This is a genomic window from Streptomyces sp. NPDC059002, from assembly GCF_042740435.1.
In the GTDB taxonomy this organism is placed as follows: Bacteria; Actinomycetota; Actinomycetes; order Streptomycetales; family Streptomycetaceae; genus Streptomyces.
Window position 1 is genome coordinate 1 of sequence record NZ_JBHYJI010000028.1, and the last position, 25,239, is coordinate 25,239.

A 25,239-nucleotide genomic window follows, 5' to 3' on the forward strand; every position below is an offset into this window, starting at 1 on the left:
ATACCGCCGCGGCCCCGCCCCACGGAAAACGGAGCGAACCCACGAGGACGGAATCGCCGCCACGCCAGCCCCCGCCCCACGGCGAAACGGGGCGACCCCGCGAGGACGGAAACGCGGCCACGTCAGCCCCCGCCCCACGGCGAAACGGGGCGACCCCACGAGGACGGAATCGCCGCCACGCCGGCCCCCGCCCCACGGCGAAACGGGGCGACCCCACGAGGACGGAAACGCCGCCACGCCAGCCCCCGCCTCGCGACGAAACGGGGCGAACTCACGAAGGCAAGCGAGGCGCAGGCCCGCGGCACCCCCACGCCCCCGTGACAACCCACCCCCGCCGCAATATCGTACGGGTTCAAACGACCCGGCGGACGGATGCCGAAGGAGCCAGCCGATGACCGGAGTTCAAGGATTCTTTCCGCCCAAGACCGCCACCGGCAGGTCCGCCCTCGTACCCGCACCCCCCTGGCACTACTCGGGAGACCTCCTCACCATCGAGTACCGGACCGACCCGGACAGGGTCCGCGACCTGCTCCCCGAGCCCCTGGAACCAGCAGGCACCGACCCCGGAGCCGTCGCACTCATCTGGGCCGACTGGCAGTCCTGCGGACCGTCCAAGGGCGAGCTGCTCGACCCGGTGCGGGCGCAGTACAAGGAGTGCTTCGCCGTCGTACGGTGCGGATACCGAGGCCGGACGTACTCACGGTGCGTGTACATCTGGGTCGACAAGGACTTCGCCATCGCCCGCGGCATCCACCAGGGCTACCCGAAGAAGCTCGGCTCGATCCACATGACCCGCCCCCACCCCTACGGCCCCGCCCCCCGCATGGAGCCCGGCGCGGCCTTCGGCGCCACGCTCGCCGCCGCCGACCGCAGGATCGCGCAGGCCGTGGTGACCCTGCGCGAACCCTCCGAGACGAACGGCTTCGTCAACGCCCACCCCATGGCCCATCATCGCCAACTCCCCGCCATCGACGGCAAGGGCCTCGCCCTCGACGAGCTGATCGCGTCGGGCGCGGCCGCCTTCGAGGGGGGCCAGGCCTGGTCGGGCGACGCCGAACTCGACCTCTTCGACGCGCCCACGGAGGAGCTGGCCGCGCTGACGGTGGAGGAGCCGATCGGGGCGTACTACCGCCAGGTGGGGGTGACTTGGGACGGCGGGACGCTGCTGGAACGGGGTTTGTGACTACGGAGGCGCCGGAGAGTCCGGCACCCCCCTACCCCCCAGCCGCACCCCCGATCCCCGCATAAGCCGCAGGCCGCACCCTCCGCATCCAAAGCCCCCACACCACCCCCGCCGCACCGGCGATCAGAATGAGGCACGGCAGGATCCACCGCAGCGGATTGTCCGAGGAAACCCCCAGCTGGACGCTGAAGTTGGTGAGCGCGAGCCAGAAGACGACGGCGAGTGCCGCGCCCGAGAGGAGCGGTGCGACGAGCCGGTGCCAGAGCGGCTCGCGCAGCTCGGGCCGCCGGGCGAAGTAGGCGATGACCGAGGCCGACGTGGCGAACAGGAGCAGGATCACGCCGAGCGCGCCGAGGTTGGTGAGCCAGGTGAAGACGTCCGCCACCGGGTCACGGCCCGCCAGCGCGAACACCCCGATGACGACGGCGGTGACGGCGGTCTGCAGCAGCGAGCCGCGGTGCGGCGAGGTGTGCCGGGGGTGCAGCGCGCCGAGCCCGCGCGGCAGCACCCCTTCCCGGCCGAGTGAACGGACGTACCGCGCAACGGCGTTGTGGAAGGAGAGCAGCGCCGCGAGCAGGCTGGTGATGAGGAAGAACTGGGCGAAGTCGGCGAAGACGGTGCCGAGGGTCGACGAGCTGAGGGTGAACATCATCTGCGGGCCTTCCTCGGCGGCGACCCGCGTCGCCTGTGTCGTACCGGCGCCGCTCACCATGGCCCAGGCGGTGGCGGCGTAGAAGACCCCGATGAGCCCGACGGCGATGTAGGTGGCGCGCGCCACGGTCCGGCGCGGATCGCGGCATTCCTCGCTGTAGAGCGCGGCGGACTCGAACCCCATGTACGCGGCGAACACGCAGCACAGTGCGACGCCGAGGGAGCCGTCGGTGGCCGCGCCCCAGGTGAGCGGGGTGGTCGAGACGCCCTCGGGCGCGGAGGCGAACTGGCCGATGTCGAAGATGAGTACGGTGCCGAATTCCAGGACGAGCAGTACGGCGAGGACCCGCACGCCCACGTCCACCCGGCGGTAGCCGAGCGCCCCGACGACCGCGGTGCAGGCGAGCACCAGGACCCACCAGGGAATCTCCACCCCGGTGCGGGCGTCGATGAACTCCGCGGTGGTGGCGCCGAAGAGCCCCGCGATGCCGATCTGCATGGCGTTGTACGCGAGCAGCGCGACGAAGGCCGCGCCCACGCCCGGGGTGCGGCCGAGGCCCTGCGCGGTGTACGCGTAGAACGCCCCGGCGCCGGTGATGTGCCGGCTCATCGCCGCGTATCCGGCGCTGAAGAGGCCGAGGACGACGGCTATCAGGAGGTAGAGCAGGGGTATCCCGAGGATGCCCGTGACGCCGAGGGACTGGGGGACGCCACCTGCGGCGACGGTGAGCGGCGCGGACGCGGCCACGACGACGAAGACGATGCCCGCGACGCCGATGCGGCGCTCCGGGACGGTGGCGGCGGTCAGGGGTGGGGCGGGCGAGGCTGAGCCTTGACGGTCGAGAGCCATGCCGGTCTCCGGGGAGTGGAGGGGCGCATCCGCAGGGACGCATTCGCAGGGAACGCGTTATCGTTTGAGCCCGTACGAATTCGAATGGCGCTGATGGTACGGACGCCCCTGTGCCCGGGCAAGAGGTCTCAAGAGGTCTTGGGAGACTGGAAAACCACCGGAGCCACTCGGCACCACCGGAAGACCACTGGAACGAGGAGACACGGACGTGACGGGCTACCGCTCCATCCGCGAGACCGAGAAGGCGGTCAAGGCCAAGCTCGGCGGCACGCCCGTCAAGCACGAGCAGATGGCCGCCGTCTCCAACATCTACCGCGCGGCCTCCGCCGTCCGGCAGCACTTCGAGAACTCCGTGCTGCGCGGCGCCGAACTGACGTGGACGTCGTTCGTCGTGCTCTATGTCGTCTGGATCTGGGGCGAGATGGAGACCCGGTACGTCGCGGAGGAGGCCGGCATCTCCAAGGGCACGCTCACCGGCGTCGCCCGCACCCTCGCGGGCCGCGGCCTCCTGGAACGCCGCGGCCACCCCGACGACGGCAGGCTCGCCCTGCTCCGGCTCACCGACGAGGGCGAGCGGCTGATGGGCGAGGTCTTCCCCGCCTTCAACGCCGAGGAGGTCTTCGTCACGGAGGGCCTCACGGACGCGGAGTGCGAGGTGCTCGCGGATCTGCTCCGGAAGATCGTCGTCCGCACCGAGGACAAGGGGGAGGAGCGGAGGCTCCATCTCCTGGACGGGGCGGAGCCTGTGCGGCGGCGCAGCGGGCGCCGCGCCAAGCCCGCGGGGGCGCCCTAAGGGGCGCGCCCCTTGGGGGCGCGGGGAACTGCGCGAGCAAGCACAGCGCTTCCGCACCCGCGAGGAGACCGCCGGAGGCAGACGCGTCTGCGGGGTTCGCGCCGTGGGCCGCCGCGGGCCGTCGCCGACTGGTCGCGCAGTTCCCCGCGCCCCTGACGGGGCCCGCCCGCACCAGCTCCCCTTAAGAGGCAGCCCGCACCAGTTCCCGGAAGAGCCCCTGCTGCCCCGCATCCGTCGCGGCGGTGTCCTCCGGATGCCACTGGACCGCGGCGAACCACCCTGCGGCGCCCACGAGTTCAAGGGCCTCGACGGTCCCGTCGGCCGCCCACGCGGTGGGGACAAGCCCCCGACCGGCACGGTCCACGCACTGGTGGTGATAGCAGGACACGTCGACCTTCTCGGCGCGGAGGGCCAGCGCCACGGTCGAGCCGGAGGCCACCCGCACCGGATGCACCTTGTGGCGGTGCTCGGAATCGGGGCCGCCCATGTCCTGCCGCAGCGTGCCGCCGAGGGCGACGTTCACCACCTGCATGCCGCGGCAGACGGCGAGCGTCGGCAGGCCGCGGGCCAGCGCGCACCGGGCGAGCGCGAGGTCGAAGGCGTCCTGCGCGTCGTCGACGTCGTACACGGAACCGTGCACGTGGGACCCGGCCGCGTACCGCCAGGGCGCGAGGTCACCGCCGCCGGGGAGCAGCAGTCCGGCGCACCGGGACAGCCGCTCGGCGGCCTCCTCGGGCGGCCCGGGGTGCATCATGAACGGCTCGCCGCCCGCGCGGAACACGGCGTCGGCGAGGGCACGCGCGGTGACGACGGCGGTGTAGCGCAGGGCGGAGGTGGACGCGGCGTAGCGCTGGGGGAGGGCGATCAGGGGGCGGGCGCGGCGCACGGGACGGGTGCGGAAGTCCCGTCGGCCCGCGGGCCCCTGGCTCACAGCTGGATCCATGTGGTCTTGAGCTCCGTGTACTTCTCCAGGGCGTGGAGCGACTTGTCCCGCCCGTTCCCGGACTGCTTGTAGCCGCCGAACGGCACCGTCAGGTCCCCCTCCTCGTAGCAGTTGACCCACACCGTGCCCGCCCGCAGCCGCCGCGACACCGTGTGCGCGGTCGACAGGTCCGCGGTCCACAGACCGGCCGCGAGCCCGTACTCGGTGTCGTTGGCGAGCGCGACGGCCTCGTCGAGGGTGTCGAAGGTGAGCACGGAGAGGACGGGGCCGAAGATCTCCTCGCGGGCCAGTGGCATGTCGGGGGTGACCCGGTCGAGGACGGTGGGGTCGAAGTAGGCGCCGCCGGGGACGACGTGACGGGGCGAGCCGCCCGTCCGCAGCCGCGCCCCCGACTCCGCGCCCCGGCGCACGTGCTCCTGGACGGCCGCGACCCGGGCGGCCCCCGCGAGCGCCCCCATCTCGGTGGCGGGGTCGAGGGGGTCGCCGACCCGCAGCGTCCCGGCCCGTTCGACGACGGCCTGTGTCACCTCGTCGGCCACGGCGGAGTGCACGAGGAGCCGTGAGGGCGCCGTGCACATCTCGCCCTGGTTGAAGAAGATGCCCCAGGCGGCGGTGGCCGCCGCGGTGGCGAGGTCGGGGGCGTCGGGCAGCACGATGTTCGGGGACTTGCCGCCGAGTTCGAGCCAGACGCGCTTGAGGTTGGAGTCGGCGGCGTACCGCAGGAAGTGGCGGCCGACGGCCGTGGATCCGGTGAACGCGAGCACGTCCACGTCGGGGTGCAGGCCGAGCGCGCGGCCCGCCGTGGGGCCGCCGCCCGCGACGACGTTCAGGACACCGGGCGGCAGCTCCGCCTCGTCGGCGACGCGGGCGAGCAACAGCGCGGACAGGGGGGTGAGTTCGGCGGGTTTGAGGACGACGGTGCAGCCCGCGGCGAGTGCGGGCGCGATCTTCCACGCGGCGAGGGTGAGCGGGAAGTTCCACGGCACCACCGCGCCCACCACGCCGGACGGTTCCCGTGTGACGAGGGCGAGCGCGCCGGGCCCGGTGTGCGGGGACTCGTCGGTGAGCTTGTCGGCGAGCTGGCCGTACCAGCGGAACGTGGCGGCCAGGGCGCGCAGTTCGACGGCGTACGACTCCGTGATCGGCTTGCCGTTCTCCAGGGTGACGGTGAGGGCGAGTTCGGGGCGGTGCTCCTCGACGAGGTCCGCGATCCGCTGCAGGACGCGGCCGCGGTCGGCGGGGGACATGCGCGGCCAGGGCCCGTCGTCGAAGGCGCGGCGTGCGGCGGCGACCGCGAGGTCCACCTCCTTCCCGCCGCCGTCGGCGACGAGCGCGAGGACGCGGCCGTCGCGCGGCGAGACCACGGGGAACGTGCTGCCCGAGCCGTCCTCGTCGGCGCCCGCGATGCGGTGTCCGGCGGGCAGGCGGGGGAGGAGGGCGTCGGCCTCGCGGAGCCAGTCCTGGTGGCCGCGGGCGGCCGGTTGTGCGTCGTGCGGCATGGCTGCCTCCCGGGAGTTCCGGCATTTCGTTTGAATTCAAACGGTATCCCAACGGGCCGTGCCCCACGAGGGGTTGACCGTCCGTCCCGCCGCTCCTAATGTTGTTTGGGTTCAAACGATGTGGAGGTCTCGATGGCTCCCCCAGAGCTCCCGGACACGGCACTCCCGCACACCGGACTCCCGCACACCGCGACCGTCGCCGGCGTGCCCGTCGACACCCGGCACTGGATCGGCGGCGCCCGCGTCGCCTCCGCACCGGCCGCCGACGCCGTCACCCCCGCCACCTTCACCGACCACTCGCCCATCGACGGCACTCCGCTCGCCGACATCGCACGCGGCGGCCCCGGCGAGGCACGCGCCGCCGTGGCCGCCGCCCTCGACGCGTTCCCCGGCTGGGCCGCGACGCCCCCCGCCGAACGCGCCCGCCTCCTGCACGCCGTCGCCGACGGCGTCGAGGCCCGCACCGAAGAGCTCGCGCGCGTCGAGACCGCCGACAACGGAGCCCTGCTCCGCTCGCACCGCCGCGGAGTGATGCCCCGCGTCGCCCACAACCTCCGCTACTTCGCCGACCGTCTTCTCGCCCTCTCCCACGACGACTTCGTGACCCGCGGGCACACGAACCACGTCAGCTGGGACCCGGCGGGCCCCGCCGTCCTCATCACGCCGTGGAACGCCCCGCTGATGCTGGCGAGCTGGAAGATCGCCCCGGCCCTCGCCGCGGGCGACACCGTGGTGCTCAAGCCCGCCGAGTGGACACCGCTGACCGCCTCGCTCTTCGCGGACATCGCGCACGAGGCGGGACTGCCGCCCGGCGTCCTCAACGTCGTGCAGGGGTACGGCCCGGAGGCGGGGGCGCCCCTGGTCGCCGACCCGCGCGTACGCCGCATCAGCTTCACCGGATCCGTGCCCACCGCGCGCCGCATCGCCGAGGCCGCCGCCGCGCGCCTCGTGCCCTGCAGCTTCGAACTCGGCGGAAAGTCACCGCTGTTGGTCTTCGCCGACGCCGACCTGGAACGGGCGGCGGACCTCGCCGTCGAGCAGTACGACAATGCGGGACAGGTCTGCCTCGCGGCCACCCGCATCCTCGTCGAGGAGTCCGTGCGCGACGCCTTCCTCGGACATTTTCTCGACCGCGTACGGGAGTTGAGGCAGGGGGACCCGCGCGACGAGGCCACCGGCATCGGGCCCAGCATCCACCCCCGGCACATCGACCGCGTCGACGGATTCGTGCGCCGCGCCCTCGAAGCGGGCGCCAAGGCCCTCACCGGCGGCGGCCGCAACACCGAACTCGGCGGCACCTACTACCTGCCCACCCTCCTCACCGACGTCGACCAGGAATCCGAGATCGTCCAGGAAGAGGTCTTCGGCCCCGTCCTCACCCTCCAGACCTTCCCCGACGGCGACGAGGACGAGGCCGTCCGCCTCGCCAACGGCACCCGCTTCGGCCTGGCCGCCACCCTCGCCACCGGCGACCACGACCGCGCCGACCGCATCGCGGCGCGGCTCGTCGCGGGCACCGTCTGGGTCAACTGCTTCTTCGTACGCGACCTCTCCGCACCCTTCGGCGGCTCGCGCCAGTCCGGCGTCGGGCGCGAGGGCGGCGACTGGTCCTTCGACTTCTACTGCGACCTGAAGAACACCGTGACCGCTCCGGGAGGATGGGTGGAGGCCCGCCATGGGTGAGATCGTCGGGGCCGGGCTCCTCGCCCACGTGCCCACCATCGTGCTGCCCGAGGCGGACCGCAAAGAGCTCAACGAAGGCCGCGAGATCAGCCTCGTCCCCGGTCTGCGCAAGCTGCGCGCCGAGGTCTTCGAGGAACTCGACTACGACACCGTGGTCGTCCTCGACTCGCACTGGGCGACCACCGTCGAGTTCGTCGTCACCGCACAGCCCCGCCGCGCCGGGCTCTTCACCTCCGAGGAACTGCCGCGCGGCATGTGCCGCATGCCGTACGACTACCCGGGCGATCCCGAACTCGCCCACAGCATCGCCGACTTCGCCGACCGGCACGGCACCTGGATCACCCCGATCGACGATCCCTTCCTGCCCGTGTACTACGCCACCATCAACCTGTGGAAGTACCTGGGCGACGGCCTCCCCGACAAGAAGTGGATCTCGATCGGGGTATGTCAGACCGGCGACGTGGAGGACCACCTGCGGCTCGGCCGCGCGCTCGCCGACGGTGTCGCGGCCCTGCCCGGACGCAGGGTCCTCCTCGTCGCGTCCGGTGCCCTCTCGCACACGTTCTGGCCGCTGCGCGAGCTGCGCGCCCACGAGTCCAGCGACCCCTCCCACATCCGCACCCCCGAGGCCCGCGCCGCCGACGAACGCCGCATCGCGTGGTTCGAGCGCGGCGACCACGCCCAAGTCCTGCGCACCATGCCGGAGTTCCTCACATATCGGCCCGAAGCACGCTTCGGCCACTACCTGATGATGATCGGCGCGCTCGGCGAGGAGCGGTGCACCGCCCCCGGGCGCCCCTACAGCGCGTACGAGAACTCCGTCGGCACCGGACAGATGCACCTGTGGTTCGACCGCCCCGCCGACGGCTGGACCGGCACCGCCCCCGACGACCGGAGCGAGGACGCCGCATGACCACCACCGAGTACCGCCGCATCCTGCTCGACGGGGCAGCGGTCCGCGTCGTGCGCGAGGGCGACGAGCTCGCGGCCCCCGACGGCCGCCGCGTCAAGGCGGCCGAGGCGCACCACCTGCCGCCCGTCACCCCCTCCAAGGTGATCGCCGTCCACCTCAACCACCGCAGCAGGGTCGCGGAGTTCGGCGCCACGCTGCCGCCCGCACCCACCTACTTCCACAAGCCGGTCTCCGCCCTGAACAGCCACGGCGGCGCGGTCGTACGCCCCGAGGGCTGCAAGTACCTCAACTACGAGGGCGAGATCGGCATCGTCATCGGCCGCACCTGCCGCAACGTCGCACCCGCCGACGCGGGCGCGTACATCGCGGGCTACACCGTCGCCAACGACTACGGCCTGCACGACTTCCGCGACACCGACGCCGGATCGATGCTCCGCGTCAAGGGCTCCGACACGCTCTGCCCGCTCGGCCCCGGCCTCGTCACCGGCTGGGACTTCCGCGGCAAGTACCTGCGCACCTACGTCAACGGCGAGCTCGTGCAGGACGGTTCGACCGACGAGATGGAGTGGAACATGCACTACCTCGTCGCCGACATCGCCCGCACCATCACCCTGGAACCGGGCGACGTCCTGCTCTCCGGAACCCCCGCGGGCTCACGCCCGGTCCGCCCCGGCGACGTCGTCGAGGTGGCCGCCGAGGGCCTCGGCCGCCTCACCAACCACATCGTCACCGGGCCGACCGCGATCCGCACCGACGTCGGCGCCCAGCCCACCGAGTCCGAGGAGGTCCGCTCCACGGCCCTCGGCGGGGACTGGGAACTCCGCGGCGTACGCGCACCACGCCGCTAGCACCCGCACACATCCCGTACGCCTCAAGGGAGTTCAGATGGTCAAGGTCACCGTCGACATGGACGTCTGCCAGAACCACGGGCAGTGCGTCTTCGCCGCGCCGGACGTCTTCCGGCTCGACGAGGACGGCCACCTCGCGTATGTCGCGGCCCCCGACGACGCGCTGCGCGACGACGTCGAGGACGCCGCCGACGTGTGCCCGCTGCAGGCCATCCGGGTCGAGGGCTGAGACATGGAGGGGGCCGGCATCGCCGTCGTCGGGGCCTCGCTCGGCGGCCTGCGCGCGGCCGAACAGCTGCGGGCCGCGGGCTGGCACGGCACCATCACGCTCTTCGGTGACGAGCCCCATCTCCCGTACAACAGGCCCCCGCTGTCGAAAGAGGTGCTCGCGGGCGACGCGCCCGCCTCCGGCACCCGGCTGCGCCGCCGCCCCAGCGTCGAGGACGCCGAATGGCGCCTCGGCACGGCCGTCGCCGCGGCCGACCTCACGGCGCGCACGCTCACACTGACCGACGGCTCTGTCCACCAGTACGAGGGTCTGGTGGCCGCGACGGGGGTGCGGCCACGCAGACTCCCCTTGCCCGGGGGCCCGCCCCGGCACGTCGTCCGCACCCTGGAGGACTCGGCGGCCCTGGCCGCCGGTCTGGTGGCGGGCGCCCGGGTACTGGTGATCGGCTCCGGCTTCATCGGCTGCGAGGTGGCGGCCACCGCGCGCACCACGGGCTGCGCGGTCACCGTCGTCGCCCCCGAGGCCGAACCGATGATCCTCGCGATCGGCGAGGACCTCGCACGCGCACTGCGCAGACGCCACGAGGCACGGGGCGTGCGCTTCCTGATGGGCCGCCTCGCCACCGAACTCACCCCGGACGGCGCCGTCCTCGACGACGGCACCGAGCTGACGGCCGACCTGATCGTGGAGGCCGTCGGCTCGCTCCCCAACACCGAATGGCTCGCGGCGACCGCGGGACTCGACCTCACCGACGGCATCCTCTGCGACGCCCACCTGCGCATCGGCGGCCTCCCGCACGCGGTCGCCGTCGGCGACGTCGCCCGCTTCCCGAACCCGCGCTACGGCCCCGTGCCGCGCCGCGTCGAACACTGGTCGGTCCCCGGCGACACCGCACGCCACGCGGCCCGCACCCTGATCGCGGGCCTCACGGGCACCCCCCGCGACCCGGCCCCCTGCGCCCCCCTCCCCTCCTTCTGGAGCGACCAGTTCACCCTGCGCCTCCAGTCCTTCGGCCAGCCCGCACTCGCCGACCGCACCCAACTCCTCGAAGGAGACCCGGAGTCGGCGGACGGCGACCTCCTCTACGGCTACTACCAGGGCCCCCGCCTCATCGGCGTCGCCGCCCTCGGCGGCCCCTCGGCAGCAGCGTCGGCGGCCCGCCACCGGACGGAGCTCATGGCGCTGCCGGAGCCGGTGGTCTGACCCGGACCTTCATCAACTCGCCCACGGGCGACAGCGGGCGCCGTCGGCTCCGCCGTGCTCGGCACGGCTCGGCTCCGGTGACTGCCGCCAGGCCCGTCCCCGCCTGGTTCGACGAGGTCAAGCCGGGAGTTACCGCACCGGAACACCTTGGATGGAATGAGGGCCTGCGTCCCATCCCCGCATTCGAGGGATCACACGTTCCCCCTGGTCAGAGGCCGTTCCCGTGTTCCAGCGTCCCTGATCCCCTGTCTGGCATGGCGGTTGGGATGGATCACCCCGCACGCTTCAGCCAGCCAAGACAAGGAGTTGCTCATGCTCAAGAACACCATCAAGCGAGCTCTGGCCACCACGGCCACTGCCGTCACCCTTGCCGGTGGCCTGGGACTCGCCACCGCGGGCACGGCCTCGGCCGACGACCCCGGGTGCTACAGCAGCGGTGGCAAGACCGCGTGCATCGGGGAGAGCGGCGGCAACACCGTTGCCAGCGCGTACACCGACTTCGCGTCCAACGCCTGCACGGTCGACGTCGTCCTGTGGAACGAGCGGACCGGTGAGAACTGGCACCAGTGGTCCAGGTGCGGATCGGGCCACACGTACTACGGCGGTCCCAGTGTGCCCAGGGACGGTGGCGTGTACCGCCCCGAACTGCGGGTGTACTGGGACGGTGGCAGCGGCTACGAGAGCCAGACCGGCCCCGCCACCGCGGGCTGACGCACGATGGGGCAGCACCTCCGCACAAGGTGCTGCCCCTTCGTCGCGGACCGGGACCGCCGCCGCATCGGTACTGAGGGTCGGGGACACGGCGGCGGTCCCGGGGTCTGGTTACCGGTGGTCGCTGCCCACCGAGTGGGAGGCCGCGCGGCCGGCCTCCAGGCGGGCCACCGGGATCCGGAACGGCGAGCAGGAGACGTAGTCCAGGCCCACCTCGTGGAAGAAGTGCACGGACTCCGGGTCGCCGCCGTGCTCGCCGCAGACGCCGAGCTTGAGGTCGGGACGGGTCGCGCGGCCCGCCTTGACCGCGTCGCGGACCAGCTTGCCGACGCCGTCCTTGTCGATGGTCTCGAAGGGCGAGACCCCGAAGATGCCCTTCTCCAGATAGGCCGTGAAGAACGAGGCCTCCACGTCGTCGCGGGAGAAGCCCCAGACGGTCTGCGTGAGGTCGTTCGTGCCGAAGGAGAAGAACTCGGCGGCCTCCGCGATCTGGTCGGCCGTCAGCGCGGCGCGCGGCAGCTCGATCATCGTGCCGAGCGCCAGCTTCAGGTCGACGCCGGTGGCCTCGACGACCTCGGCGATGACCTGCTCGGCCTCCTCGCGGACGATCTCCAGCTCCTGGACCGTGCCGACGAGCGGAATCATGATCTCGGCGCGCGGGTCGCCCTTGGCGTTCTTGCGCTCGGCCGCGGCCTCGGCGATCGCGCGGACCTGCATGGTGAACAGGCCGGGGATGACCAGGCCGAGGCGTACGCCGCGCAGGCCCAGCATCGGGTTCTGCTCGTGCAGGCGGTGCACGGCCTGGAGCAGGCGCAGGTCGTTCTCGTTCGCGTCCTTGCGGGACTCGGCGAGGGCGACACGGACGGAGAGCTCCGTGATGTCGGGGAGGAACTCGTGCAGCGGCGGGTCCAGCAGGCGGACGGTGACGGGCAGGCCGTCCATCGCCTCGAAGAGCTCCACGAAGTCGCGCTTCTGGAGCGGCAGGAGCTCCTTGAGGGCCTCCTCGCGCTCGTCGTCCGCGTCGGCGAGGATCAGGCGCTCGACCATCTCGCGGCGCTCACCGAGGAACATGTGCTCGGTGCGGCACAGGCCGATGCCCTGCGCGCCGAAGCGGCGGGCGCGGAGAGCGTCCTCGGCGTTGTCCGCGTTGGCGCGGACCCGCAGGCGCCGCACCCGGTCCGCGTACGCCATGATCCGGTGCACGGCGGCGACCAGCTCGTCGGCGTCGTCGGCGCCCGCGTGCATGCGGCCCTCGAAGTACTCGACGACGGGGGAGGGGACCACGGGCACCTCGCCCAGGTACACCTTGCCGGTCGAGCCGTCGATGGAGACGACGTCGCCCTCCTCGATGACGGTGTCGCCCACCGTCATCCGGCGCCGCTTGGTGTCGACCTCCAGGTCCTCGGCGCCGCACACACAGGTCTTGCCCATGCCGCGCGCCACGACGGCCGCGTGCGAGGTCTTGCCGCCGCGCGAGGTCAGGATGCCCTCGGCCGCGATCATGCCGTCGAGGTCGTCGGGGTTCGTCTCGCGGCGGATCAGGATGACCTTCTCGCCCGAGCGCGACCACTTGATCGCGGTGTACGAGTCGAAGACCGCCTTGCCGACCGCGGCACCGGGTGACGCGGCGATGCCACGGCCCAGCTGCTCGACCTTGGCGCCCTCGTCGAAGCGGGGGAACATCAGCTGCGCGAGCTGGGCGCCGTTGACGCGCTGCAGCGCCTCGGCCTCGTCGATGAGCCCCTGGTCCACCAGCTGGGTCGCGATCCGGAAGGCCGCGCCCGCCGTCCGCTTGCCGACGCGGGTCTGCAGCATCCACAGCTGGCCGCGCTCGATGGTGAACTCGATGTCACAGAGGTCCTTGTAGTGCGTCTCAAGGGTCTCCATGATCTGCATGAGCTGGTCGTACGACTTCTTGTCGATCTGCTCCAGATCGGCGAGCGGCACGGTGTTGCGGATGCCCGCCACCACGTCCTCGCCCTGCGCGTTCTGCAGGTAGTCGCCGTACACGCCCTGGTGGCCCGAGGCCGGGTCGCGGGTGAACGCGACGCCGGTGCCGGAGTCGGGGCCGAGGTTGCCGAAGACCATCGAGCAGACGTTGACCGCGGTGCCGAGGTCGCCGGGGATGCGCTCCTGGCGGCGGTAGAGCTTGGCACGGTCGGTGTTCCACGACTCGAAGACCGAACGGATCGCGAGGTCCATCTGCTCGCGCGGGTCCTGCGGGAAGTCCCGCCCGGCCTCCGTCTTGACGATCTTCTTGAACTTGGTGACGAGCTTCTTGAGGTCGGCCGCCTCCAGGTCGGTGTCGACCGTGACCTTCTTGGCCTCCTTGGCCTTGTCGAGCGCGTCCTCGAAGAGGTCGCCGTCGACGCCGAGGACGGTCTTGCCGAACATCTGGATGAGCCGGCGGTAGGAGTCCCACGCGAAGCGGTCGTCGCCGGACTGCTTGGCGAGGCCCGTCACGGACTTGTCGGAGAGCCCGATGTTCAGGACGGTGTCCATCATGCCGGGCATGGAGAACTTGGCGCCCGAGCGCACGGAGACCAGCAGCGGGTCGTCGGCCTGGCCGAGCTTCTTGCCCATGGTCTTCTCGAGGGCGTCGAGGTGCGCACTCACCTCGGCACGCAGCTCGACGGGCTCCTCGCCGCTGTCGAGGTACGTCTTGCAGGCCTCGGTGGTGATGGTGAAGCCCGGAGGGACGGGCAGCCCGAGATTGGTCATCTCGGCGAGGTTCGCGCCCTTCCCGCCGAGGAGGTCCTTGAGGTCCTTGTTGCCCTCGGTGAAGTCGTAGACGAACTTCACGCCCTCGCTCGTGTGAGCTACGTGGGGATCTTTGTTTTCCGACACGGGTCTCGGCTCCTCGAGAGCTCGGTGGCTGCCCTGACGGCGAGGAACATACCCAGATCGAAGGCGTCTGGGTACGTCCACTTGTGCGTCATGGGGACGTAACCACTCGTCCGCCACTAGATCGAAAGTGACGGAGCGGTAACCCCACGAGCCGCGATGTCTTCATTTCTTGAACAATCAATCCCCGTAGACCTGCGGATTTGCTCAAATGAGCGATCCAAACTCAGATGTGAGTTCACCTCATGAATGATCGAGCAGTGGCACTCAGTGCCACCCCTTGGAGAAGTGCAGTCGCCCGCGATCCGCTCATCTGAGCGCAAGAGCTATCAGGGGTGGCGAGAATCACGCTGTTTGAAGCGGCTCGATGTCAGTATCCGGACCGCTCGCGACCACTCCGGGAGACCGCCCGCGGCGCCGCTACACACCCAGCGCGACCAGCCGCTCCTCCACCCGCTCCGGCGCGTACAGGTGCTCGACCACGAGCGTTCCCGCACCGATGAGGGCCGCGTGCTCGCCGAGGCGCGAGGTGACCACGTCCAGGTGGGCCGTGGACCGGGGCAGCGCCCGCTGGTAGAGCAGCTCGCGCACGCCGGTCAGGAAGGGAGTTCCGGCCAGATCTCCGGCGATCATCAGAACCCCGGGGTTGAGGAGCGTCACCACGGTGGCGAGGACCTCGCCGACATGCCGCCCCGCCTCGCGCGCGAACCCCACGGCGGTCGGGTGCCCCGCCTCCAGGAGCTCGCGCACATCCGACCCCGACGCCGCGGGCACGCCCGCCGCGGTCAGTCTGCGGGCCACCGCGCGCCCGCCCGCCACCGCGGCCAGGCAGCCGTAGGAGCCGCACCCGCAGAGCGCGTCCGCCCCCTCGGGCACCCGCACATGGCCGATGTCGCCCGCGCCGCCGTCGACGCCCCGGTAGACCTCGCCGCCGACGACGACCCCGGCCCCGATCCCCGTCGAGACCTTGACCAGGGCGAACGCCGAGCAGTCCGGGTAGTGGGTGCGCTGTTCCGCGTACGCCATGAGGTTGGCGTCGTTGTCGACGAGGACCGGCAGGTCGGCGGGCGCCCCCGTCTGCTCGGCGAACGCGTGCCGCAGGCGGCCCCGTATGTCGTAGCCGTCCCAGCCCGGCATGATCGGCGGCTGCACGACGCGCCCCGTCGCGCTGTCGACGGGGCCCGGCACGGCGAGGCCGATGCCGCACACCGACCCGGCCTGCCGCCCCGTGTCGCGCAGCAGCCTGCCGAAGCGCACGCCCAGTTCGCCGAGGACCGCGTCCGGCCCGTCCTCGACGGCCAGCGGGCCCGCGTGCTCGGCGATGATCCCGCCGCCGAGGGTGAGCAGGCCGGTGCGGGCGTGCCGGGTCTCCAGGGCGGCGGCGAGCACCACGGCGTGCGCCTCGTCGAACTCCAGGCGGAGCGCGGGCCGCCCGCCGAGCGGCGACCCGGCGGGGCCGCCCGAGCCCTCCCGCAGCCACCCCGCCCTGAACAGCCGGTCGAGCCGCTGCCCGACGGTGGCCCGGGACAGGCCCGTGGCCTGCTGCAGGGCGCCACGCGTGGTGGCGCGGCCGCTGCGCACCAGCTGGAGGAGGTCGCCCGCACCCTCCGCCCGCAGCTGGCCCCGCGCGTCCCGGTGCGCCTGCGTCAGGCCCGGGCCGCCCGTGCCCCTGCGCCCTGCCGTGCCCATGTGCCCCTCCTTGTGCTCCCCAACTCCGCGTCACATAGTGGGTTTTGCGTGCCGAGTAGGCGTAACTCTATGGTGGAGGGTACCGAACTGACAGGGCGTCGAGTCTTGTGGGGAGAACCGCGTGGACCGCAGCACGACCACCCGGCAGGCCGCCCACCGTGCCGCCGCGCCGGGACGGGTGCTGCGGGAGCGCGGCGCCCAGGTCCTCTGGGCCAACTGGACGGGGACGTCGACCGTGCCGTCCCGTGCGCTGTATCCGCACCAGTGGTCCTGGGACTCGGCGTTCATCGCGATCGGCCTGCGCCATCTCTCGCCGCTGCGCGCCCAGTTGGAGCTGGAGACGCTGCTGTCCGCGCAGTGGGGCGACGGCCGCGTACCGCACATCGTGTTCAACGACGCCGTGCCGCTCGACGCGTACTTCCCGAGCCCCGACTTCTGGCGCTCCACGACGGCGGGCCGTGCCGCGGGCGCGCCCGGCGCGGTCCAGACGTCCGGCATCGTGCAGCCGCCGGTGCACGCGCTCGCCGCCTGGCTGGTGCACCGCGCCGACCCCGGCCTGTCCAGGGCCCGTTCGTTCCTGGCCCGGCTGCGGCCGCGGCTCGCCGCCTGGCACCGCTATCTCCTGCACGCCAGGGACGCGGGCGGCGCCGGACTCGCCGCCGTCGTGCACCCCTGGGAGCAGGGCATGGACAACAGCCCCTGCTGGGACGGCCCGTTGAGCCGCGTCGAGCCCGCCGACCCCGCCGCCTTCCGCAGGGCCGACCTCGATCACGGGGCGCCGGAGGACCGGCCGACGGACCTGGACTACGGCAGGTATGTGCGGCTCGCAGCGGAGTACCGGGACCGGCGGTACGCGGACGACGCGGGCGCCGGGGCCTTCACGGTCGAGGACCCCGCGTTCAACGCGCTGCTGATCGCGTCGGAGTACGCGCTGGCTCTGATAGAGGAGGAACTCGCCGTCGGGGGCCGGGAGTTGACCGGCGTCCCGGACGCGCGGCGGATGCGGGCCGAGGCGCTGACCAGGACCCTGGTGGCCCGACTCTGGGACCCGGACCGCGGGCTCTTCCTCTGCCGCGACCTGCGCGCCCCGGGCCCGGACGGCGGGCTCGTCGCCGAGCGCGGGGTCGCGGGACTCGTCCCCCTCGTGCTGCCCGCGCTGCCGCCCGGCATCGCCGCGGCCCTGGTGCGCACCGCGTGCGGCCCGCACTTCGGGCTCGGAGGCCCGGCCCGGCTCGTGCCGAGCTACGACCTGACGGGACCCGCCTTCGACCCGCAGCGGTACTGGCGCGGACCCGCCTGGTTCAACACCAACTGGCTGATGGAGAAGGGCCTGCGGCTGCACGGCGACCACGCACGGGCGGACGGACTGCGCGACGCGCTGCTCGACGCGGCCGTCACCTCCGGCTTCGCCGAGTACGTGGACCCGTACACCGCCCGGGGGAGCGGCGCGCGCGGCTTCGGCTGGACCGCGGCGCTCGCGCTGGATCTGCTGCTCGACGACGGCCGGAGTGAGCGGGGCCGGCTCGTGGGAGAAGAGGTGTGGGCATGAGCGATCGGCATCGACTGCTGGTGCGCGGAAGGACCTTCGTGGCCGTCGGCACGGGCGGCGACATCAGCGGGGTCGGCCAGACGCGCGGTGCGGCGGCGGGCCCTGACGGCCTGTTCGTACGGGACGCGCGGCACCTGAGCCGCTGGCAGCTCACCGTCGACGGGGCCGTGCCGGAGATCCTCACGCCCGTGGAGACATCGGCCGCCGCGGCCGACGCGGCGCGCTGCGTCCTGGTGCCGCGCGGCGGCCGCCAGGAACCGCCCGCGTACACGCTCTTCCGTGAACAGGCCGTCGCCGACGGGGTGTTCGTGGAAACCCTGCGGGTCCTGAGCAACCGTCCGGTGCCGACGCGGGTGGTCGTCGCGCTGACTGTCGACGCCGACTTCACCGACCAGTTCGAGCTGCGCGCCGACCACCGCACCTACGCGAAGTCCGGCGCCGTCAGGTCCCGGCTGCCGCTCGACGGGGGCGAGGGCGTCGAGTTCACCTACCGGCGGGGCGAATGGTGCTCCCGCACGACGGTGACCGCCGACCCGGCGCCGGACGGCATCGAGGAGACCGGTACCGGCGCACGACGCCTCGTATGGACGCTGGAACCCGACGCGCACGGCTCGGTGGAGGTGGCACTGCGTGCCGCCGCGCAGCCGCACGGGGAGCCCGAGCCGCGGGCGCCGGAGTCCCCCGCGCAGGCCGCGCGCCAACTCGCCGCCATCGAGGAGGAGTACGCGTCCGGCGTCGCGCTGCCCGCCACCTGGCCCGAGCTCGCCGCGGCCTGCGCGCGCGGCCTCGCGGACCTCGCGGCGCTCCAGGTCCCGGCGAAGGGCCCGGACGGCGAGGAGCTGCGGGTGCCCGGCGCCGGAGTGCCGTGGTTCCTCACGCTGCTCGGCCGCGACGCCCTGCTGACCTCGCTCTTCGCGCTGCCCTACCTGCCCGGCCTGGCCGCCGCGACGCTGCCCGCCCTCGCCGCGACCCAGGCCACCGAGGCCGTCGAGGGCGCGGTCGCCCAGCCCGGCAAGATCGTGCACGAGGTGCGCCACGGCGAGCTCGCGCACTTCGGGCAGGTGCCGTTCGGGCGGTACTACGGCTCGGTCGACGCGACCCCCCTCTTCCTCGTCCTGCTCGGCGCGTACACGGAACAGACCGGGGACCCCGCTCTCGCCCGCCGCCTCCAGCCGCACGCCCGGGCCGCCGTCGGCTGGATGCTCGACCACGGCGGCCTCACCTCCCGCGGCTACCTCGTCTACCGCGCGGACGAGGGCGGCCTCGCCAACCAGAACTGGAAGGACTCGCCCGGCGCGATCTGCTCCGCCGACGGCGGCAGGGCCACCGGGCCCGTCATGGCCGCGGGCGCCCAGGGATACGCGTACGACGCGCTGCGGCGCACCGCGTGGCTGGCGCGGACCGTCTGGGACGACGAGGTGTACGCGGACCTCCTCGCGCAGACCGCCGCCGATCTGCGGGACCGCTTCCAGCGGGACTTCTGGATGCCCCGGCACGGCTTCCCCGCGCTCGCCCTCGACGGCGAGGGCCACCAGGTCGACGCGCTCGCCTCCGACGCCGGGCATCTGCTCTGGTCCGGGCTCCTCGACAAGGAGTACGGGGAGGCGGTCGGCCGGCGGCTCCTGGAACGGGACTTCTTCTCCGGCTGGGGCGTACGGACGGTCGCGGCCGGGCAGGCCGCGTTCCATCCGCTCTCCTACCACCGCGGCTCGGTGTGGCCCCACGACAACGCGCTCATCGCCCTCGGCCTCGCCCGCTACGGCCTCCACGACGAGGCCCGCGCGGTCGCCCGCGCCCTCGTCGCGGCCGCCACCACGGCCGGCGGCCGCCTCCCCGAGGTCCTCGCGGGATACGACAAGGGGGCGTATCCGGTGCCGGTGCCGTATCCGCACTCGTGCGTATGGGAATCGCGGTCGGCGGCGGCGCCGTTGGCTTTGTTGACGGCGGTGGGCGGGGCCTGAACCCTTCGTAATCCTTGGTCAACTCGCCTATTCCGTACGCCAGTTCGTAGAATTCGCACAAGAGGTCGTGACATCCCCGAGCGGGAGACGTCGCGGCCTCTTTTCTTTTTAAGCCGGTCGAAGTCATGTGCGTATCGCGAACCTGTCGTGGTGTATCCGCCATGTATTGCAGGCTGAAGTCGGAAAATCCGATGGATGCGAGGTGCCGCATGGGTGACCGTCAGGACGAGGGGCCCTTCCCGCTCCCGGTGTCCCCGGAACGCCAAGAGATCTGGATCGAGGCGGTGTTGGCGACCGAAGGGGTCAACCTGCCCCGCGGAGCGCTGGAGAACATCGCCCCCTTCATCGTGAACCCCGAGGCCACACTCGGCGAGGCCGACGCCAACGGAGTGCGCACCCTGCGCGGCGACTCCGTCCGGCGCCTGCGCACCGACGCCGGAGACATGGTCGTCGCCGTGGTCCGCATGCACGGCGTCGGCGGCGTGCAGTGGGGACACAACGAAAGGATCAGCTCGATCTGGCGCTCCATGGCCGATCCGACGGTCGGGGAGCGCACCGAGCGGACACTGGCTCCGGCGCGCCCCTGGAAGGGGATCGTCGGCGACGGCAGCGAGACCTATCTCGCCGCGCTCGAAAGCGTGGTGCCCGACCGGCAGGCGCTCATGATGAACGCGGAGGACGCGGCGAACGCCCTGACGCGGCGCGACCGGGTCCGGCCCTACGACCTGGAGGAGGACCTCGTCCTCAACGGGCAGCAGGATCCCGGCCTTTATGTGCCGCAACAGGTGCGCCTGGAGAAGGAACCCGAGCTGGACTCCGACGGCATTCCCTGCTATCCCGCCGCGTACTGGGGATGGATGGCGGTCCGCGGAAACAATCGAACCCAGAAGCGCCAATCGATTTTCCGTCTCAGTTCCGGTGAGGTCCTCGGAGGTGTCCCCGCGGAGAAGCTGGGCCGGGAGGGCGACGCCGTCATTCATGACCCCCGCGTCTGGCTCGGCGAATTCTCCGCGCTGCTCAACCGCGAATACGCCGCCACCACCGACGACTTGGACCCGACGAGCGGCTCGCGGGCCCGCAGGGCCGTCGCCATCGCGGTGGTCGACGCGCACCTCGTGATCGGCACGCCGACCCCGCAGCGGCTCTACCGCATCGTGCAGATGAACAACCGCCGCGACCATGTGCACCCGCCGCTCGAATTCGACTCCGTCAACCGCTCCAGGGCGCTCGGACGGAGCGTGCTCGGCATGTACGTGGCCCAACGGGTCATGGACGAGAAGACGGCGGAAGTGCTCTCCGGCCTCGCGCCCATCCGTGAACTCCCGGCAGCACTGCCCGACATGGGGGTGTCCGAACTCCGCGACCTGCGCTCCATGGCGCTGCTGCAGGAACTGTTCCCGACAGACCCCCGCAAACGGCATCTGCTGCGCCGTGCACTGAGCGAGAATCCGCCGTCCCTGCTCAACGCGACCGAGATCCATCAGCGCGCCCGGACCTGGTCGGCGCTCACCTCCGAAAGCTATCCGCAGCCATGGAACCCGCGCGTCGGGCAGGTCTTCGGCACCAAGGCCAGGGAAGGCGTCGTCCTCTCGGGGCGCAGGCTGCCCGACCTGCTGGCGACCGCGGAGACCGACGACGTGGCCTTCGAAGAACTGGTCGCCTACCGCGCGGTGCACTGGCTGGCCTCCTTCGGCATCATCGAGGCCGACCGCGGCTCGCTCGACGGCCAGGAAGTGATCGGCGACACGGGACAGCGGATGCGCAGGGAGCGGCGATCCGTCACGAACGCCCTCCAGGCCCTGCGTTACGAGAGGAGCCGCGTGATGGCGGTGGGCGTCCTCAAGGAGCTGGTCGCCGCCATGGACGACGGGGACCGGAAGCCGTGGCAGGTCGGTGTGTCGGGGCGGGTCATGCCCGGCCGCGAGATGACGGCCATCTGGTTCGACATGGAATTCCCGAAGGAAACCGGCAAGCGCACCAGGAAGACCACCGCGCCCCGACCCGATCCCGCCCCGGCCGCCCCCGCTCTCTGGCTGCCCACCCCCGAGGACACGGCGGCGCCCGACGGCGCGCCGACCCCCGCCGTCCCACCGGTGGACGTCCTCGTGAAGCAGGTGGAGGACCGGGTGCGCAGCCTCCATGAGGCCTCCGCGGAAGCCGGAGACCTCCTCCTCGAACTGAAAAAACAGGCCGACACAGCACCCGTCGCCCGCCCGATCGCCCGCCAGCGCGCCGACGCGACGGTACGACTCCTGAACCAGACGGTCTCCCGACTGCGCTCCCTGCCGGAAATCATGGAAGAGCTGGCCGAGGACGGGGGAAGGGGCGGCGGCGATACGGACGGGGACGAGGGGGAAGGGGCGGGCGCGGCCTGAACGGACCAGGCCCGCGCCCTGCGCGCGTGCGCGGCGGCACCCTGCCTCGTGCCCGGGCCGCGTCTCCGGCTCAGTCGTCGATGCCCGACCGCTCCACCCCCGCCACGATCCACCGCTGGAAGAGCAGGAACACCACGAGCAGCGGCACGATCGACACGGCCGCCGCGATGAACAGCACGTGCAGCCGGATGACTTGGGACGTGGTGAAGGTGGCGAGTGCCACCTGAACCGTCCATGCCTCGCGGTCCTGCCCGATGACCAGGGGCCACAGGAAGGAGTTCCAGGCGCCGATGAAGACGATCGTGCCGACGGCCGCGAAGACGGGGCGGGAGTTCGGGACGACCACCCGCCAGTACGTACGCCAGTACCCGAGCCCGTCCACGCGCGCCGCGTCCTCCAACTCCCGTGGAAATCCCAGGAAGTACTGCCGGAAGATGAAGCACGCGAAGGCCGAGAAGAGGGTGGGGACGATCAGGCCCCGCAGGGTCGACACCCAGCCGAGCGAGGAGACGAGGACGAAGCTCGGCACGAAGGTGACGGCGGCCGGGACCATCATCGTGCCGAGGATCGCGTAGAAGACCTGGTTGGCGTGGCGGTAGGGGATGCGGGCCAGGCCGTAGCCCGCGAGCGAGGCGAGGAGCAGGGTGCCGAGCGTCGTCGCGACCGCGATCAGCGACGAGTTGAGCAGGGCGCGCGCCATCGGCACCGTCGGGTCGTCGAAGAGCTCCGACAGGTTCGACCAGTGCAGGGTCGAGGGGAAGAACGTCCAGTCGGGGGACGTGATGTCGTCCTCGGACGCGAGTCCGTTGCGTACGAGGAGGTAGAAGGGGATGAGGAAGAGCAGCGCGAGGGCGACGAGCAGGACGACGCGCAGCGCGCGGCCCGCCCGGACCACGGCGTCGTCCAGGGATCTGTTCGGGGGTCCTTGCACGGTCGTCAGTCCTCCTTCCTGCCGAGGCCGAACCAGCGCGCCTGGCCGATCGTCACCACCGCGATGATCAGGGCGAGGATCACCGCGCCCGCGCTGCCGAGGCCGAGGTTCTGCTCCCGGCCGAGCGCCGTGTAGTAGAGGTAGACGAGCGGCGGGCGGGCGTGGGGCGGGTAACCGGCGGATGTCGAGAGCAGGTTGTAGAACTCGTCGAAGGCCTGGAAGGCGTTGATGACGAGCAGCAGCGTCACGGCGACCGACGTCGCGCGCAGCTGGGGGAGCGTGATGTGGCGCAGGACCTGCCAGCCGGGCCGGGCGCCGTCCACCGCGGCCGCCTCGTAGAGGGTGGGCGAGATCCGCTGCAGTCCCGCCAGGAACAGGATCATGTAGAAGCCCGCCTGCAGCCAGAGCCGGACGGTGACGATGACCAGCCAGTACCAGGGCGGGTCGGTGGTGGAGAGCCAGGCGGTCTGGTCGGCGCCGAACCAGCCGAGGACGGTGTTGGCGAGCCCGAACCGCACCCCGTTGAAGATCGACAGCTTCCAGACCAGGGCCGCCACGACGTAACTGCACGCGGCGGGCAGGAAGAAGACGGAGCGGAAGAAGGCCTGCGCGCGCCGCAGGCGGTTCACCATCAGGGCGAGCGCGAGCGAGAGCACGAAGGTCGTCGGGACGATGAACGCCGAGAAGACCGCGAAGGTGACGAGGCTGTCGGTGAACGCGTCGTTGTTCAGCATCGACGTGTAGTTGTCGAAGCCGATGAAGTCGTCGGGCGAGACCGTGTTGTGGGCGTCGAAGAAGCTGAGGTAGACGCTCCAGCCGAGCGGCACATAGGTGAAGAGGACCAGGCCGAGGAAGAAGGGGCCGACGAAGACCCAGAACCAGAGCGTGCGGTTCTGGGCGCCGAGCAGCCGGGCGCGGACCGGTCCTTCCTTCGTCAACTCCCGCTTCACGACTTCTTCTTGGCCCGGTCGAGCTCCGCACGGACCGTGCGCACGACGGACTTCAGTTCGCTCTCCGGGTTCGCGCCCGACTTGATGATCCGGCTCAGCGCGTCCTGGTAGGCGGTGCGGCTCGCGGGCGTCCACAGCAGGGGTTCCGCGTAGCCGTACTCGGTGGAGTAGCGCACGGCGTCCGCCGCCGGGCCCTCCTTCAGCTTGTCGGCCTTCTTCGCGAGGGAGGTCCGTGCCGGGATGTGGAAGCCGTAGGAGAGCGCGAAGTCCTCCTGGTACTCCGTCTTGTCGATCCACAGCCACTTCAGGAAGTCCTTCGCCTCCTTCTGGTGGTCGCTGCGGGCGCTCACCGCCGCGCCGTAGGCGCCCACGGGCAGCGACGGCTTGCCGTCCGCGCCGTCCGCGGGGAGCGCGAGGACGCCGAAGTCGTCGCCGAGCGCCTTCTTCACGGCGGGCAGCGCCCACAGGCCGCACCACTGCATGGCGGTCAGCTCCTGCGTGAACGCCGACGGGTCCGACCAGTCGGAGGGCGCGCCGAGGAGCAGCGACTTGTCGGTGTACAGCTGGCGCAGCTTGCCGAGCGTCCGGGCGGCCGCCGGGTCGTCGAAGCCGACCTTGCCGTCCGGGGTGACGGAGGACAGGCCCGCCGCGTACAGCGGGGTGATGGCGAGGGCGCCCGCGCCGCCGTCGTTGCCGAGGAAGAGGCCCTTCACCTTCTTCGTGGTGAGCGCCTTCGCCGCGTCGACCAGCTCGTCCAGGCTCTTCGGCGGCCGCACCCCCGCGTCGGCGAGCAGGCTCTTGCGGTAGTAGAGCAGGTGCATGTCGACGACCTGCGGGATCGCCCAGATCTTTCCGTCGTACGTCTTGGGGGCGAGCACCACCGGATTGAAGTCGTCCTTCACCCCCTCGAAGAGGTCGGTGAGGTCGACGACCTGGCCGCGCCTGATCTGGTCCAGGGAGGGGCCGTTGACCTCGAAGACGTCGGGTCCGGACTTGGTGAGCAGGGCGGCGGCGGTCTGCTCGTCGTAGTTGCCGGGGCGCCACTGGACGCCGACGTCCGCCTTCTTGTACGCGGCGGCATAGCGCTTCACGGCCTGCTCGGTGCCCGCCTCGCCGTACTGGTGGTACCACTGCGAGAGCGCCGGTCCTTTCCCGCCCGAACCGCCGCCGTCGCGCCCGGTGTTGGAACCGCACGCGGTGAGCAGTCCGAGTGCCGCACCCGTCCCGAGCAGTGTCCTGCGGCTGATGGTCATGCTGGTCGTCCCCCTGCGTGAGGTCGGAGCTTCGGTACGTGTCGGGCCCAACGATCAACCATGAACGGGGATTACGACAGGGGTGTTGCGGACGAGTGTCGGCCCGTCCGCGCCACCGGCGCCGGTCGCGGCGTCAGCGGCCCGTCAAGGAGTGCGTCCTGTGTGTATGCAGCACGTCAAC

General features: G+C 71.9%; 19 protein-coding genes. 11 read left to right on the plus strand and 8 right to left on the minus strand.

Features of this window, described 5'->3' with window-relative positions; all coding sequences use genetic code 11:
- Positions 1 to 391: 391 nt before the first annotated feature.
- Positions 392 to 1,183 carry an acetoacetate decarboxylase family protein gene (locus ACFWZ2_RS24205; RefSeq protein ID WP_384548908.1) on the plus strand — a complete coding sequence of 264 codons (792 nt, stop codon included), beginning with the start codon at positions 392 to 394 and terminating at the stop codon, positions 1,181 to 1,183.
- A gap of 31 nt (positions 1,184 to 1,214) precedes the next feature.
- Here the strand turns inward: ACFWZ2_RS24205 and ACFWZ2_RS24210 are convergent, their stop codons facing one another.
- The gene (locus ACFWZ2_RS24210) at positions 1,215 to 2,684 is read right to left on the minus strand and encodes an APC family permease (RefSeq protein WP_384548910.1); all 1,470 of its coding nucleotides are present in this window, start codon (positions 2,682 to 2,684) and stop codon (positions 1,215 to 1,217) included.
- Positions 2,685 to 2,892: 208 nt separating this feature from the next.
- Between ACFWZ2_RS24210 and ACFWZ2_RS24215 the strand changes: the two genes are divergently transcribed.
- On the plus strand, positions 2,893 to 3,477 hold the full coding sequence (locus tag ACFWZ2_RS24215; RefSeq protein ID WP_384548912.1) for a MarR family winged helix-turn-helix transcriptional regulator: 585 nt from the start codon (positions 2,893 to 2,895) through the stop codon (positions 3,475 to 3,477).
- A 181-nt stretch (positions 3,478 to 3,658) separates the two neighbouring features.
- Here ACFWZ2_RS24215 and ACFWZ2_RS24220 read toward each other — a convergent pair whose 3' ends face one another.
- Positions 3,659 to 4,420: a gamma-glutamyl-gamma-aminobutyrate hydrolase family protein gene (locus ACFWZ2_RS24220; protein ID WP_384548914.1), complete on the minus strand. Its 762-nt coding sequence runs from the start codon at positions 4,418 to 4,420 to the stop codon at positions 3,659 to 3,661.
- Positions 4,405 to 5,919 (minus strand): aldehyde dehydrogenase, encoded by a 1,515-nt coding sequence (locus tag ACFWZ2_RS24225; protein ID WP_384548916.1) that lies wholly within the window; start codon positions 5,917 to 5,919, stop codon positions 4,405 to 4,407. The genes ACFWZ2_RS24220 and ACFWZ2_RS24225 overlap by 16 nt, the downstream gene beginning before the upstream one ends.
- Before the next feature lie 132 nt (positions 5,920 to 6,051).
- Here ACFWZ2_RS24225 and ACFWZ2_RS24230 point away from each other — a divergent pair, with 132 nt between their 5' ends.
- From ACFWZ2_RS24230 to ACFWZ2_RS24255, 6 genes are all read left to right on the plus strand, one after another.
- Complete coding sequence (locus tag ACFWZ2_RS24230) at positions 6,052 to 7,602, plus strand: aldehyde dehydrogenase (protein ID WP_384548918.1); 1,551 nt, start codon at positions 6,052 to 6,054, stop codon at positions 7,600 to 7,602.
- Positions 7,595 to 8,515, plus strand: a complete 921-nt coding sequence (locus tag ACFWZ2_RS24235) for a 3,4-dihydroxyphenylacetate 2,3-dioxygenase (protein ID WP_384548920.1) — start codon at positions 7,595 to 7,597, stop codon at positions 8,513 to 8,515. The genes ACFWZ2_RS24230 and ACFWZ2_RS24235 overlap by 8 nt, the downstream gene beginning before the upstream one ends.
- Positions 8,512 to 9,363 carry a fumarylacetoacetate hydrolase family protein gene (locus tag ACFWZ2_RS24240; protein WP_384548922.1) on the plus strand — a complete coding sequence of 284 codons (852 nt, stop codon included), beginning with the start codon at positions 8,512 to 8,514 and terminating at the stop codon, positions 9,361 to 9,363. Before ACFWZ2_RS24235 ends, ACFWZ2_RS24240 begins: the two co-directional genes overlap by 4 nt.
- 37 nt (positions 9,364 to 9,400) lie before the next feature.
- Positions 9,401 to 9,592 carry a ferredoxin gene (locus ACFWZ2_RS24245; RefSeq protein ID WP_384548924.1) on the plus strand — a complete coding sequence of 64 codons (192 nt, stop codon included), beginning with the start codon at positions 9,401 to 9,403 and terminating at the stop codon, positions 9,590 to 9,592.
- A 3-nt stretch (positions 9,593 to 9,595) separates the two neighbouring features.
- The gene (locus ACFWZ2_RS24250; protein WP_384548926.1) at positions 9,596 to 10,795 is read left to right on the plus strand and encodes an NAD(P)/FAD-dependent oxidoreductase; all 1,200 of its coding nucleotides are present in this window, start codon (positions 9,596 to 9,598) and stop codon (positions 10,793 to 10,795) included.
- A 312-nt stretch (positions 10,796 to 11,107) separates the two neighbouring features.
- Positions 11,108 to 11,506 (plus strand): hypothetical protein, encoded by a 399-nt coding sequence (locus ACFWZ2_RS24255; protein ID WP_384548928.1) that lies wholly within the window; start codon positions 11,108 to 11,110, stop codon positions 11,504 to 11,506.
- 111 nt (positions 11,507 to 11,617) lie between these two features.
- On the opposite strand, the gene ppdK is transcribed toward ACFWZ2_RS24255, so the two are convergent.
- Together ppdK and ACFWZ2_RS24265 are read right to left on the minus strand one after the other, a co-directional pair.
- Positions 11,618 to 14,353, minus strand: coding sequence for a pyruvate, phosphate dikinase (gene ppdK, locus ACFWZ2_RS24260; RefSeq protein WP_384548930.1), 2,736 nt, complete (start codon positions 14,351 to 14,353; stop codon positions 11,618 to 11,620).
- 417 nt (positions 14,354 to 14,770) lie between these two features.
- The gene (locus ACFWZ2_RS24265) at positions 14,771 to 16,039 is read right to left on the minus strand and encodes an ROK family protein (RefSeq protein WP_384548932.1); all 1,269 of its coding nucleotides are present in this window, start codon (positions 16,037 to 16,039) and stop codon (positions 14,771 to 14,773) included.
- Positions 16,040 to 16,160: 121 nt separating this feature from the next.
- On the opposite strand from ACFWZ2_RS24265, the gene ACFWZ2_RS24270 reads away from it, so the two are divergent.
- The 3 genes from ACFWZ2_RS24270 (at position 16,161) to ACFWZ2_RS24280 (ending at position 21,924) form a co-directional block, all read left to right on the plus strand.
- Positions 16,161 to 17,588 carry a hypothetical protein gene (locus ACFWZ2_RS24270; RefSeq protein ID WP_384548934.1) on the plus strand — a complete coding sequence of 476 codons (1,428 nt, stop codon included), beginning with the start codon at positions 16,161 to 16,163 and terminating at the stop codon, positions 17,586 to 17,588.
- Positions 17,585 to 19,549: a glycogen debranching N-terminal domain-containing protein gene (locus ACFWZ2_RS24275; RefSeq protein WP_384548936.1), complete on the plus strand. Its 1,965-nt coding sequence runs from the start codon at positions 17,585 to 17,587 to the stop codon at positions 19,547 to 19,549. The genes ACFWZ2_RS24270 and ACFWZ2_RS24275 overlap by 4 nt, the downstream gene beginning before the upstream one ends.
- A gap of 209 nt (positions 19,550 to 19,758) precedes the next feature.
- Positions 19,759 to 21,924: a hypothetical protein gene (locus tag ACFWZ2_RS24280; protein ID WP_384548938.1), complete on the plus strand. Its 2,166-nt coding sequence runs from the start codon at positions 19,759 to 19,761 to the stop codon at positions 21,922 to 21,924.
- Between the two features lie 70 nt (positions 21,925 to 21,994).
- Here the strand turns inward: ACFWZ2_RS24280 and ACFWZ2_RS24285 are convergent, their stop codons facing one another.
- Genes ACFWZ2_RS24285 through ACFWZ2_RS24295 form a run of 3 tightly spaced genes read right to left on the minus strand, consistent with a single transcriptional unit; the run spans position 21,995 to position 25,058 of the window.
- A complete protein-coding gene (locus ACFWZ2_RS24285) occupies positions 21,995 to 22,831 on the minus strand; it encodes a carbohydrate ABC transporter permease (RefSeq protein ID WP_384549066.1) in 837 nt (278 codons plus the stop codon).
- A 29-nt stretch (positions 22,832 to 22,860) separates the two neighbouring features.
- Entirely contained in the window at positions 22,861 to 23,793 is a 933-nt protein-coding gene (locus ACFWZ2_RS24290; RefSeq protein ID WP_384549068.1) for a carbohydrate ABC transporter permease, read from the minus strand.
- 8 nt (positions 23,794 to 23,801) lie between these two features.
- The gene (locus ACFWZ2_RS24295) at positions 23,802 to 25,058 is read right to left on the minus strand and encodes an ABC transporter substrate-binding protein (RefSeq protein WP_384548940.1); all 1,257 of its coding nucleotides are present in this window, start codon (positions 25,056 to 25,058) and stop codon (positions 23,802 to 23,804) included.
- Between the last annotated feature and the right edge of the window lie 181 nt (positions 25,059 to 25,239).